We start from the raw sequence: 12,984 nt of genomic DNA on the forward strand, positions 1-12,984 counted from the left end.
TTCCAAGTCAGCTTGAAAGGGCGCACTTTATTTTTGGTGAGGATCGGTCGATGATTGTTTCGCATCCAATATGGAACGCAGCTCCTGAATCTCCTCGTCCGATAAGGATTCCTTCTGAATGAACTGAACAAGCATTGATTTTAGAGCCCCGCTGTAAATCCGCTGTAGAAATGACTGTGCCTCAGCGTGCTGGCATTCATTTTGGGAGTACAACGGATAAAATGTATAGACTCTTTGGTTTTGATTGACGCCAACAGCATTTTTCTGAACCAAACGATTCAAAAGAGTACGTACTGTTTTTGGGTTCCAGTCTGTTTGACCTTGCAAGGAGGAAATGATTTCGTTGGCCGTCAGCGGCGACTTTTCCCATAGTACGTTCATGACTCGCCACTCCGCTTCTGAAATACTTGGCATGGATGTAGACACTGAATTCTCCCCCTTTCGAAAATAATGACTGTAGGCGCAAAGGCTAGTAGAGACCTTTGGCTTTCAAAATAGACAAGGTTATTTCTGCTGCTTTAGATCCATTCGCGTCATCTTCGTTTTGTATATTGGTTGCAAAGAAGTAGGTGCCTTCCTCGTTCTCTACATACCCGACAAACCAACCGTTCACATCTTTTTGATTGACGGTGCCCGTACCTGTTTTCCCGGAAAGAATCGAGCCCGCCTTTTTCGATAACCGAATGGAGTCTTTCACTGTCTGGATATTGTTTTCTTGAAAGCCAAACTGGTTCGTATAGAACGCTTTTAATAATTGTACCTGCTCCACCGGAGAAATCTTCAAGGAAGATTCTATCCAATATTCGCCGATTCCACCAGATATATTGGAATTCCCGTAGTTCAATTGTTCCAGAAAAGCTTGAATCATATCCGGAGAGAGGCTCTTATCCACCTCTTTAAAATACCAGTTCGTGGAGTTTCGCATCGCTGTAAATAAATCTTGATCCCGGTTCCACTGCTCATATGGATAGTGGATTCCATCCCATTTTAACAGGGAATCTTCTCTCGAAATCACACCCGCCTCCAAACCAAACAAAGAGAGAAAAATCTTGTAGGTGGAGTTAGGAGAAACTCGTTGTGTACTTCCTGCCTCGTTATAAATCCGATACTGGTCTGCTTTCAAATCATATAAGACAAAACTGCCTTCAAAGCCACGGAAATAGTTGTTCAAATCCTCGTAAATGGTTCGATCATCTTGAAAATGATAGCGGCTGCGATCGTCGGCTAAAGCGGAGCCAACAAGAACCTGACTGGCAACCAATACGACCACCATGGAAAAAATGACTGTGCTTTTCAACTGCAACAGCTTTGTTTCAGTCTTGTGAGACGCGATTTTCTCGATTCGTTTTTTAACTGCCTTCTTGGAACCGTCTAGCTGATTGGCCAAAGCGACATTCCCGGCTCCACTTTCTTGATCCAAAAATTTAATGATGGTATGACCATATTCCAAGTAATTTCGCTTGTCTAAAAAGTTCATTACAGCTACATCACAAGCAATTTCACGGTCCACCCTCATTTCCCGAAAAGCCAGCCAAACCAATGGATGGAACCAATACAAAAGCTGATACACGACAGTCACATAGTTCATGAAGATATCATGGTTTTTTTGGTGCATGAGTTCATGCAAAAAGATATACTTCATTTCATTGATCGACAGCCATTCATCAAAATGACTGGGGAGGACAACATACGTCTTAAAAACGCCAAACGTCATCGGAGATTTGACCTGATTGGATTCAGCTAGCACGATATGCCGCGTTATTTTAACATCCTTCTTGCATTGTTCAAACAGATTGATGACTTCTTGATTGGTGATCACAGATGCTGTCCGCTTGATCTGCTGGATTTTTAACCAGGCTGATATGGTGAAGGAAGCACAAACGATCATCCCGACTACCCATATGCTGACGAAAATCGTAGAAAGGGAGTCTGGTGTATAGCGACTTACCGACAACGATAAATCCTGTACCCAGTTCGCATTTTCAAACATAGGAGCTTGCGCAGCGAACGAAGAGCTGCCAGCTTCATTACGCTGAATCATCCCCGAAGCAAACAGATTTCCAAAATCAAAAAAGGATTTCGGGATGAAAACTGGTGTCAAAGCGACCAACAAGAGAAACCACAAATTGTACTTCCATTTAGCTGACAAGTGGGAGCGAAATACTTTTCGAATCAAGAAAATGAGCGCGATCGTGCAGGAAGAAACGATCAAGCTTATCACAACATGATTGACAAACATGCTTCTTGTCTCCCTCCTTACTTATCCAGGATCATCTAGATAAAAATAGAATCCGTATCAATTCTGAGCAGCAGGAACGCTCTGCAACCTGACAGGATTCTTCACGTCGATTCGCACAATTAGCTTCATTATGTCAAAAACGCGATCACGATACAAGCTATCGTCAATTGTAGAAAAAGGAAAACACCTTCTCTACAAAGGGAAGAAGGTGTTTCCTAACCTGATTTAGTTTGTCTTCAAAACATCGTGATCGACGTAACGTTCGCCATTCATTTCGCTGATAACATTGATTGCAACCTTGGCGCCATCACCAGATGTAATAATCGTATGTACGCTTACTCCCGCGCACGTACCTGCTGCCCAAATACCTTCGATGTTCGTCTTCCCTTGTGCATCGACATCGACAACCGTTTTGATCCGTGGCTCTGAGCCTTCTTTGGTTTTTACCCCAATCGCTTCTGCCAAAGTCACCAGCGCTCCAGTTGCAAGTATCACATGCTTAGCCTCAAAGCTGCCTTTTTCCGCTGTCTCTACGAGCAAGCCTTGCTCTGTTTTGGTAATGTTGCTCACTTGATCGGCTACCAGCTCCGCACCGAATTTCGCTGCTTGCTTTTTACCGATCTCAATGAGATCTGGGCCGGAGATTTCCATGATGCCGTAGTGATTTTCCATCCACGCGCGCTTGGTCATGCTTTTGTCATTATCAATCAGCAACGTCTTCTTCCCTGCTTTTGCAGCAAACAACGCTGCACTACCTCCTGCCGGGCCTGCTCCAATAATTACGATATCAAACAAAGAAATCTCTCCCTTCCAAAATAACTTTCATAACATAATTATATACTAAGTATGATAAGGGTGGCAATACTATTAACTAGTTTATCCAGTGATTTATATTAGCTTCGAACGGAATACACCTTTATTTATTTTCAATGCAATACAATATTCAAAAAACAATTGATATAAGCAAAAAATTATATTATCCTATTAATTGGTAAATATTTGAAACAGGAGGATTAAGATGATTGATTTTATCAAAAAAGGAAAAAGATTGCTTTTAACCTCTCTTGCCTCAATGATGCTATTCAGCACTGTTCTTACCTCTAGTTTTGCTGCTGAGACAGATGTATTAACCAAATCATCCGTGAATGAAATGCTTCAATACGAGTTTTCGAAGGAGGTCATGTCAGAAGACAAAGATGATCTTGAAAAATCACTTACCGATACTTTCGACAACCTAGACCTTGTTCTAAAAGGTATGAAGTCCGATAGGGATCTTCAAGAAGCATTTTTGGAACAGACTTCACTTGAAGATGATGTGAAAAGGAATTTGGAGGAGTATTTTTCCACCAGTCAAGATGATGAAAATGATCTCAACAAATTGGTTAATGACGTAAAAGGGCAAATAGCAGAAAATCATTTAGTATTACCTGAAATAACAGAAACTCTACTATTAAAAAGTAGCTCAAGTATTAGAAGCGAAGAAAAAGTTCAACCTACCATATTACCCATTTTACTAAGATTTGCGCTTAAAGAAGCAGTCAAGAAAAAAATGGGGAAAAGAATACAAAGAATGGCTTATGATGAATTTGAAGAAAGAATAGAGTCTGAAATATGGGCAGAAGTTGAAGCCTTGCACGAACAATATGATGGGGATATTGATTATGACGGGCCGGAGTCCAAAAGCGCTAGAAATGGCATTATCCAAGGAGAAAAAGTTTTCGATATAATAAACAAGAGGACGGGAAAAGACTTATTGAGATTTCATATGAAAAGAGTAGATGAAGGTTTAAGCATAGACTTCCATTGGCATAAAAGAGATGATAATTTTAAGTGGCATCATGGTCAAACTAAAATTACGAGAAAAAATCAATTTCCAGAACATTGGGGAGAAGATTAATGTATAGATAATTGGGGTACCTGGATTTTCTCTTCTCAATAAGGAGTGTATGACAATCGAACTTAGAATAGGTTTTGTGATTGGCAAAAAAATTGATTGCAACAAAGTCCGGGAGATTTTATACACCCATGAAAACAAACAAGCTGCATCTTGCAAGGTAGTATTAGACTATATGGAAATGGACCCAGAGATTTTTTTAGATCGTTCCTTCTCTTCCACATGTCCAGTCCCTATTAAAGATCCCGATCTCCTTGAAGCTGAACTTTCCCAGTTGTATGATTTTGTATGGGTTGAAGTATTAGGCAGTATTGAGCGGCATGGCCACCCTTGCGTTACGATCTCAGATACAAAATATGAAGGAAAGCTAATCCATACGTTAGACAAAAGAATGTTCATCTTTTTACGAGACATCCTCAGTGACGATCAAGGAATACAACTTCTTGAGAAAATCTGCCACGTCCCAAAACCATTACAATGGCTCGCTCTACCTAAAAAAGACGGTAAAACCCCACCCCCAGACTATATTCTTGACGAGATGGAGCGATGGGTTCGCAAGTTGATTGCATACAAGATAGATGAATAAACAGGGAACGGGGCTATCTCAACCGTCTTGTAAACGGACAATGAGATAGCCCTCTTCTTTTACGAAGGTCGCGTAATCCAGAAGCGACGAATGAGCAATCCATCGTCGTCTGTACATTCTGACTCAAAAACGCCCCCGTTCTTCCGAATCGTTTTCTCCGATGCAACATTATCATAATCGCAAATCACCAATACTTCGTTTATACCCAACTCGCTCGTAATAGTTAGGGCTTGCGCTAAAATTTCCGTCGCATATCCTTTGCGTCTCTCAGATGGCCGGATTCCATATCCGATGTGCCCGCTGTTTTTTCGTAGACGCTCGTTGAGACGATGCCGAATATTCACCGCCCCCACTATGCGTCGCTCCTCATTCACAAGCCAATACGTCGAATGAGGAACATAGCCATCCGGAAGATTTTCCTCGCTGCTCTCACCCTCCAGAAATTCCAGATACGCAGGAAAATCATAAGGCTCCCGATCCACCACCCACGGTACGATAGGCTCTCCGCTTTCTTTCCACTCTTCGTAGAAGGAAATATACTCTGCTTGAAGTTCTGCACAAGGCTTCGTTATATACAGTTGCCCAGCCATCACCTTCACTCCCCTTGTACATTTTGGCGTAAAATTCTTTCTATTATATCTGCATAAAGAAAGGTTTACTAGCCAATCAATCTTTTACTTCTTGAATCACTTCCATTGTATGACGAAAAGCCACGTAGGAAGAAGCGCATTTCCAGTCAAGCGCCTCTGGAGCCCAACTCAGCTTCGGAAAAAATGGCGGGGAATTTCAGCTTCACTTATGGAATCCTTCATCGAAACTACAACTTTTGAAGCGCTCCCGCCATTTTTTCCGAAGCGGACAGTCAATCCCCCTTGCGGGGCGTAGGCTGAAGCGTAGACTGGAAATGCGCTTCTTCCCTCCACTACCGCCACTTCAAAAACAAAAAAACGCGGCACAAGCAACGAATCGCCTGTGCCACGCTCTTACCTGATTAATATTTGTTAAACAACATGATCCAGAGGGAACCTGCAACGATTGTAATTACAATCACAAGTCCAAGAATCAATGTCTGTACGTTGTAGCGTGGTTTTTCTCCTTCGCGGATGTGCATGAAGAAGACCAACTGAATGACGAACTGCAAGACCGCCATTACCAAGATCGCGATCATGGTCGCTGTTTTACTCAAAATCGAGTTCATGACCAACACGAGTGGGATAATGGTGAGCACGATCGACAGGATAAAACCGATTACGTACTCTTTCATCGATCCGTGACTATGATGTCCGCCATGGTTTTGATGTTGTGCCAACTTACATCACCCCCATCAAGTAAACGACTGTGAAGAGGAAGATCCACACAACGTCAAGGAAGTGCCAGTACAAGCTAAAGTTAGTAATTTTGCGGCGAGTAACCGCAGAGATTCCACGACGCTTCAGCTGGATCATCAACGCAGTCATCCAGAACAGACCAACCGTTACGTGCACTCCGTGTGTACCAACCAGTGTGTAGAAAGCGGACCAGTAGCCGCTAGTCGCCATGGTTGCGCCTTCGCTCATCAAGTGCATAAACTCAGTAACTTCCAACACTACGAAAGACAGTCCCAAAAGACCAGTTACAGCCAGCCAACCAATCAGCTGCTTAACATTGCCTTTGTTCATCGCCAGAACAGCGAGACCGCTGGTAAAGCTACTTGTCAACAAGATAAAGGTTGAAGCAATAACGCCTGGCAGCTGGAACAATTCCTGTCCAGTTGGTCCACCAGCAAAGCTATTCATCATTACCGCATAGGTTGCAAACAACGTACCGAACAACACGCAGTCTGTTACAACGAAAATCCAAAAACCGAGAACCTTTAGTTGCTCATGCTCTTCATGATGGTCGTGGTCGTGGCCGTGACCATGGTCATGATTCGTAGCCATCGTTACACCACCCTCCCCAGTGAAGCCTCAGTGCGACGCACTTCCTCCACCGGTACATAATAATCCGTGTCGTATTGGAAGGAGCGTGCCCACATGCATGCGAATACGCCAATGAATCCAATAACGGCCATCCAAACCCATCCAAATGTGAAACCAAAACCTACCAAGAACCAGAAGTTCGCCATGATAAACGGAATTCCAGAGTTCTTCGGCATATGAATCGGCTCCAGTTTGGCCGGTTGTTCTTTATAGGTGCCATTTGCTTTTGCTTCTTTCGTTGCCCACCAGTCGTCCATTTCTTTCACTTGTGGAACAACAGCAAAGTTGTAGAACGGTGCAGGTGACGGAATCGACCACTCCAGTGTACGACCATTCCATGGATCGCCTGTCGTGTCGCGCTCACCATGCTTGATGCTGTAAGCGATTTGCCATACTTGGAAGATGAAACCGATACCCATCATGAATGCCCCAACAGTGGATACCAGGTTCAGGTCTGCCCAACCGCGATCCCAACCGTACGTGTAGTAACGGCGAGTCATACCCATGAAACCGAGCGCGTATTGTGGCATAAAGCACACGTAGAAACCAATATTCCAGAACCAGAAGCCCCATTTGCCCAGTTTCTCGTCGAGCTTGAAACCGAACAGTTTTGGCCACCAGTAGTAAATACCAGCCAGGTAACCGAACACTACCCCACCGATCAATACTTGGTGGAAGTGGGCAACCAAGAAGTAACTGTTGTGATACTGATAGTCTGCCGGAGCTACTGCCAGCATTACCCCTGTCGCTCCACCAATTACGAAGCAAGGGATAAAGGCAATGGTCCACAGCATTGGTTGTTTAAAGGATATCCGACCACGGTACATTGTAAACAGCCAGTTAAAGACCTTAACCCCGGTCGGGATACCAACAATCATCGTTGATATCGCAAAGAAGGCGATAACACTTGCGCTCGTACCCATTGTGAAGAAGTGGTGAGCCCATGTAAAGAACGATACAACGGCAATGATCATCATCGCCCAAACCATTGATTTGTAGCCGAAAATCTTTTTACGTGAGAACGTAGCCACGATTTCAGAGAAAATACCGAAAGCTGGTACTACTACGATATATACCTCAGGGTGACCCCACATCCAGATGAGGTTGAGGTACATCATCGGATTACCGCCGCCGTCCATTGTGAAGAAATGGGCACCTGCGAAACGGTCAAGGAACAACAGAGCCAATGTTACAGTCAAAATTGGGAAAGCGAAGATAATCATAATGCAGCTGGACAATACGGACCAGCTAAACAATGGCATTTTGGAAAGCTTCATGCCAGGTGCACGCATTTTGAGAATCGTTACGATAAAGTTAATCCCTGTCGCCAAACTACCGATACCGGAGATTTGAATCCCCCAAATATAGAAGTTCTGACCTGGTCCAGGGCTGAAATCATTTTGTGACAGTGGCGGGTAAGACAACCAACCAGCGTCTGGGGAGCCCCCGATTACGAACGAAAGGTTAAACAGCATCGCACCGAGCATAAACAGCCAGAAGCTGAGTGCGTTCAAGAACGGATACGCTACATCTCGAGCACCGAGTTGAAGCGGCACTACCATGTTAAACAAGGCAAACATCATCGGCATCGCCATGAACAAAATCATGATCGTACCGTGAGTCGTAAAGATGGCATTATAGTGATCCGAGTGCAGGAACTCTACGTTCGGGAATGCCAGCTGCACACGCATCAGCAGGGCGTCAACCCCACCGCGGAACAGCATCAGAAGCGATGCGATCAAATACATAATACCAATACGCTTATGGTCAACTGTAGTCAGCCATTCGCGCCACAGCCAACCCCATTTTTTATACTTAGTCAGAACGAATACGATTGCAACCATGGTAAGTACAATCGATACGTCCGCGCCGTAAATCAGTGGGTCACCTGTTACAAAGAACGTGGATGCAAAATCCTTAATGTTCTCCCACACGTGGTATTCCTCCTCCCTCTCGCCTAGTGGTTCATACTGGAATGATTCATTCCAGGCATGTTGTGCGATTCAGTCTTATGCTGCATATGCTGCATATTTAGCGAAGTCTCATTAGAAGACTTGTCACCTGCAGGCGCAGGAAGTTTCTCCATCACATAGTCCATATCGTGACCATGGCCATATTTCGCAACGATCTCTTCAAACATACCTTCTGGGAATGCAGAGTACGTAAACTTATCTGTTACGCCAGGCTTGCGAAGTTCTTCATAATCTGCCTTCGTCATAGCTGGAGTCGTACCTTTTACTTCTTTTACCCATTTATCGAACTCATCTTTTGGTTTTGCCACTACATCGAACTGCATTTTGGCGAAACCTTCACCTGAGAAGTTGGAACTAAATCCAGCGAATGTACCTGGTTCATCTGCTTGCAGATAAAGTTCGGTAGCCATTCCCGCCATCGCATAAATCTGTCCACCCAATTCTGGAACCCAGAAAGAGTTCATCGGTGCATCAGCAGATACCTGGAAGCGAATCGGTACGCCTGCTGGAATCTCCAGATGGTTAACAGTTGCGATATTTTGTTCTGGATACGTAAACATCCATTTCCAGTCCAAAGCCGTAACCTGAATGGTCATAGGAGCAACTTCTTTATTCGGGTTCTCTTTTAACACATAAACATCACGGACAGTAAAGTAACCCAGCAATGCAACGATAACGATAGGAATAATCCACCAAATTACCTCTAGGGTTGTACTGTGTGCCCACTCCGGCTTGTAACTTGCTTTATTGCCCGGTGTATCCCGATAGCGGTATACAATGAAAGCGGTAAGCGCAATAACCGGAACGATAATGATAGCGACCAATATCGTGGAAATAATAATGAGATTGTACTGCGTTTCTGCTACAGGTCCTTTTGGATTCAAGACGAGGTATTCGCTACCACAGCCTGTCAGCAGAACGGTGCCCAACACTGCCAAGATCCAAAACTGGATATGCCTCAGCATTTTTCCTCCGCTCATTCTCCTAATCCCTCCTAGTCACAAACAACGAGCATGTAATACTTTGGATGTCGATAGTGCAGTCACTCTCTATGGAGAGGTCTCGAACGAGGTTTTGGAAAACCTTCTTTCTTTAATGTGCATTCACACTTTTCGAGAGTTCCTCACAATAGGTTTTTCAACACAAGTGAACTTCACTATTTGCCGCATATACATACTATCAGAGTCTGCGAGATTTTGTACTTGTTTTTAACGACGTTCAATATTTCGTAGCTTTTCTGTTACAAAGTGTTCACATTGCAGTCACGAGTTGATCATATTCTTGTTAGGATTCCCCTCTAATGATTCTCGTCACCCATTTTTGGTCATTCCACCCAATTGAGATTGTCAAGATTTCTTTTTCACTTTTAATAAAAAAACAAAAAAACGCCAGCTTATTTCGCTGACGGCAAATTTCCGTATAAATAAAAAACCTCTCATTATAATGAAGAAAATGAGAGGTACTATAGGACTATTTTTAACTAACTTAGGCGTCAGTTCTTTTTAGTGTCATCAAGCGAAACACCGTGCTCATAATGAAGATATTCATGCCAGCGATCAAAAATCCGATCGACACCATCAACGGCAAGTTCTCCGATCTGAAATCGCTTGCAGTGAGAGCCATAATAACAGCACCGACGAATAATACCGTCCAAGCCATCCATCTTAACACATCTGCTGCTTTTCGATCGTTATTCATAACACAAAACCCCTATCATCATAGATTTTTTGCGTGACCGTTTCTGTTTTATGCTCTTATTGTAACATAATATTCACTTGTTGTTCATATTTTGTTCATTTTTTTATAAAAAATTTGTCAAAACTTTTTTCATAAACCTATTGGCTATCGTATTGTAACAAATTTACTTTGTGTCACAAATGTGAAAGCGTTATTGTTATAATGAATACAGTAAACGTTTTCATACATGTATAGCATCTTGATCTGTCATCGAAGGTGGTTTGCCCATGGTTCATACTCCAAAAAAAGCCCGCATCAGCCTCTTGACCCAAATGGTTCTGCTCATTTCCATCGTTGTCCTGATCAGCATGGGGATAGGAACTGCCTTATTTTCCTTCATATTAGATGACATTTTGGATCGCTATATTGGGCAGCAAGCCATGACGGTCGCCAAGCTATCTGCCATGAACGAACGCATCATCGCAGCCTTTGAGACCGACCATCCTTCCAAGGTGATTCAACCAATAGCCGAAACCATTCGGAAGGAAACGGGCGCCAGCTATGTAGTGATTGGAAACAAGGACGGTATTCGGTACTCTCACTACGACCCAAAGCAAATTGGATTACCGATGGGAACCAGCAATGACCCCGTCTTTTTAGAAAACCGCTCTGTCATTTATCGGGGGACAGGCATTTCTGGTCCAGCCATCAAAGCAAAAACACCGATCGTCAACAAGAAAGGCGAAACAATCGGAGTCTCCTCTGTCGGCTATGTCATGAGTGATGTAGAGAAAAAGGTCTCGGAATACAAGGAAAGGGTCGTCGCCTTATCTCTAGTGCTGCTGGTTATCGGAATTATTGGTGCGATTATTATTGCCAGACGAGTCAAGCGGTTGATCTTTGGTCTGGAGCCGGAAGAAATCTCATTTTTGTTTACGGAAAAAGCAGCTATTCTTGAATCGATTCACGATGCTACGGTAGCAGTCGATATGCAAGGGCGTGTCGTCTCGATGAATAAACGAGCACGTTCCCTTCTCCAAGAGGATTTGGCCGTAGGGAAATCGATCGCTAGCCCGCAATTGCGCGACATCATTCATTCTGTCAATCGAAATACGCAAGAAATGAACTACAAAATTTTGCTGGGGCACGAGATTTTTATAACCGACTACTCTCCTATTTTGAGCAACAATGAAATCAGAGGCGTGGTCTTCACATTTCGTCCAGAGTCTGAAATCGAGCAACTCACCGAAGAAATTACGAAGATCAGTTCCTTTTCGGACAATATGCGTGCACAAAATCACGAATATTTAAATCGTTTGAACACCATTTACGGTCTCCTCAAGCTAAAGGAGTACGACAAAGCAATCGAACTCATCACCGATGAAGTAAAGGAACGGCAGGATATTCTCGCCTTCATTATGAGTTCAGTCAAAGAGCCCTTCCTCGCTGCTTGTCTGCTAGGGAAAATCAATCGCTCCAAAGAACTGAAGGTATTACTCGAAATTGATCAGGACAGCTATTTAGGAAATGTACCTGACAGCTTGGATACAAAGGTATTGGTCACTATTCTCGGCAATTTAATCGACAACGCAATGGAAGCTGCACTCGAATACAAAGGCACTGATGCATTGGTTCATGTATCCTTCACTGATTTAGGTGGCGATATCATTTTTGACATCGAAGACAATGGACATGGGGTATTAAAAGAATTGGAACCCCGCATCTTTGAGAGCGGTGTCACTACGAAATCAGGTGAAAATCGAGGACTCGGTTTGGCTATCGTGAAAAACGCCATCGAGCTATTAGAGGGGCAAATCTCACTCGGAAAAAGTGATCTAGGCGGAGCGCGTTTCACCGTAGTCGCCCCCAAGCAATGGGACAAAGCAAGTAGTGAGGAGGCAATCCACAATGTCTGAGAAACTTATTACCGTCATGATCGTGGAAGATGACGAAATTGCAGCTAGAATCTATGAACAATTCACAAGTAAACTGGAAGGATTCCAGATTATTGCCACGGCCACGACAGGAAAACAGGCACTGGAGATGCTTCACGTCGTTACGCCAGATGTGCTGCTTTTGGACATTTATTTGCCGGATATGAACGGAATTGACTTGTTGCGTGAAGTACGGAAGCATTTTCGCGGGATCGATGTCGTTATGATCACAGCCGCAAACGATGTGGAAACGGTGAGAGAAGCGATACGTGGCGGTGCATACAGCTACATCATCAAGCCGATCATGATCGATAAATTCATGTCTACCTTGGAGCAATATGCAAATACGAGACATCAGCTTCAGCAGCATACAACCATTGATCAAACTGCGGTGGACAAGCTGTTCACGAAAGCCGCACACACTCCTGCTGCCAAAACCGTTGGGACTGTCACCTCGCTCCCAAAAGGCATCGACAAGTTGACATTAAAGCTGATCCGGGACAAGATGCAGGAGACCACCCAAAGCATGAATGCCGATGATCTGGCTGCACTGGCTGGCATGAGTCATTCAACCGTGCGCAGATACCTCGAATTTCTTGTCTCTATTAACGAAGTAACTGTCGAGACGTTCTATGGAACCGTCGGACGTCCGGAAAGAAAATATCGCTGGGTTTCGCAAAAAACAACCAAATAAAGCCTGATGGCAAAAAGAAGAGGGAAGCT

13 protein-coding genes are annotated in these 12,984 nt (G+C 43.8%); 4 read left to right on the top strand and 9 right to left on the bottom strand.

The annotated features are described in order from the left end of the window. Window positions 1–27: 27 nt before the first annotated feature. The 3 genes from blaI to HPY31_RS19230 form a co-directional block, all read right to left on the bottom strand. On the bottom strand, window positions 28–426 hold the full coding sequence (gene blaI / locus HPY31_RS19220) for a penicillinase repressor BlaI (RefSeq protein ID WP_012684931.1): 399 nt from the start codon (window positions 424–426) through the stop codon (window positions 28–30). 43 nt (window positions 427–469) lie between these two features. After that, entirely contained in the window at window positions 470–2,239 is a 1,770-nt protein-coding gene (locus HPY31_RS19225) for a BlaR1 family beta-lactam sensor/signal transducer (RefSeq protein WP_172142029.1), read from the bottom strand. A gap of 225 nt (window positions 2,240–2,464) precedes the next feature. Continuing rightward, window positions 2,465–3,034 (bottom strand): FAD-dependent oxidoreductase, encoded by a 570-nt coding sequence (locus tag HPY31_RS19230; RefSeq protein WP_012684929.1) that lies wholly within the window; start codon window positions 3,032–3,034, stop codon window positions 2,465–2,467. 223 nt (window positions 3,035–3,257) lie between these two features. Between HPY31_RS19230 and HPY31_RS19235 the strand changes: the two genes are divergently transcribed. Both HPY31_RS19235 and HPY31_RS19240 read left to right on the top strand, forming a co-directional pair. Next, window positions 3,258–4,136 carry a YpjP family protein gene (locus tag HPY31_RS19235; protein ID WP_172142030.1) on the top strand — a complete coding sequence of 293 codons (879 nt, stop codon included), beginning with the start codon at window positions 3,258–3,260 and terminating at the stop codon, window positions 4,134–4,136. A 49-nt stretch (window positions 4,137–4,185) separates the two neighbouring features. Then, the gene (locus HPY31_RS19240) at window positions 4,186–4,719 is read left to right on the top strand and encodes a hypothetical protein (protein ID WP_172142031.1); all 534 of its coding nucleotides are present in this window, start codon (window positions 4,186–4,188) and stop codon (window positions 4,717–4,719) included. A gap of 59 nt (window positions 4,720–4,778) precedes the next feature. On the opposite strand, the gene HPY31_RS19245 is transcribed toward HPY31_RS19240, so the two are convergent. From HPY31_RS19245 to HPY31_RS19270, 6 genes are all read right to left on the bottom strand, one after another. After that, window positions 4,779–5,309: a GNAT family N-acetyltransferase gene (locus HPY31_RS19245; protein ID WP_172142032.1), complete on the bottom strand. Its 531-nt coding sequence runs from the start codon at window positions 5,307–5,309 to the stop codon at window positions 4,779–4,781. Between the two features lie 401 nt (window positions 5,310–5,710). After that, a complete protein-coding gene (gene cyoD, locus HPY31_RS19250) occupies window positions 5,711–6,028 on the bottom strand; it encodes a cytochrome o ubiquinol oxidase subunit IV (RefSeq protein WP_012684923.1) in 318 nt (105 codons plus the stop codon). A gap of 1 nt (window position 6,029) precedes the next feature. Continuing rightward, window positions 6,030–6,638 (bottom strand): cytochrome o ubiquinol oxidase subunit III, encoded by a 609-nt coding sequence (gene cyoC, locus HPY31_RS19255; RefSeq protein ID WP_012684922.1) that lies wholly within the window; start codon window positions 6,636–6,638, stop codon window positions 6,030–6,032. A 2-nt stretch (window positions 6,639–6,640) separates the two neighbouring features. Then, on the bottom strand, window positions 6,641–8,611 hold the full coding sequence (locus HPY31_RS19260) for a cbb3-type cytochrome c oxidase subunit I (RefSeq protein WP_012684921.1): 1,971 nt from the start codon (window positions 8,609–8,611) through the stop codon (window positions 6,641–6,643). Between the two features lie 23 nt (window positions 8,612–8,634). Further along, window positions 8,635–9,630 (bottom strand): cytochrome aa3 quinol oxidase subunit II, encoded by a 996-nt coding sequence (gene qoxA / locus HPY31_RS19265; protein WP_016741722.1) that lies wholly within the window; start codon window positions 9,628–9,630, stop codon window positions 8,635–8,637. A gap of 505 nt (window positions 9,631–10,135) precedes the next feature. After that, a complete protein-coding gene (locus HPY31_RS19270; RefSeq protein ID WP_172142033.1) occupies window positions 10,136–10,348 on the bottom strand; it encodes a hypothetical protein in 213 nt (70 codons plus the stop codon). A gap of 266 nt (window positions 10,349–10,614) precedes the next feature. On the opposite strand from HPY31_RS19270, the gene HPY31_RS19275 reads away from it, so the two are divergent. Both HPY31_RS19275 and HPY31_RS19280 read left to right on the top strand, forming a co-directional pair. Next, on the top strand, window positions 10,615–12,243 hold the full coding sequence (locus tag HPY31_RS19275; protein ID WP_253901874.1) for an ATP-binding protein: 1,629 nt from the start codon (window positions 10,615–10,617) through the stop codon (window positions 12,241–12,243). Beyond that, window positions 12,236–12,955 carry a response regulator gene (locus HPY31_RS19280; RefSeq protein WP_172142035.1) on the top strand — a complete coding sequence of 240 codons (720 nt, stop codon included), beginning with the start codon at window positions 12,236–12,238 and terminating at the stop codon, window positions 12,953–12,955. The genes HPY31_RS19275 and HPY31_RS19280 overlap by 8 nt, the downstream gene beginning before the upstream one ends. The last annotated feature ends 29 nt before the right edge of the window (window positions 12,956–12,984 follow it).

The organism is Brevibacillus sp. HB1.3 (assembly GCF_013186635.1).
In the GTDB taxonomy this organism is placed as follows: Bacteria; Bacillota; Bacilli; order Brevibacillales; family Brevibacillaceae; genus Brevibacillus; species Brevibacillus brevis_D.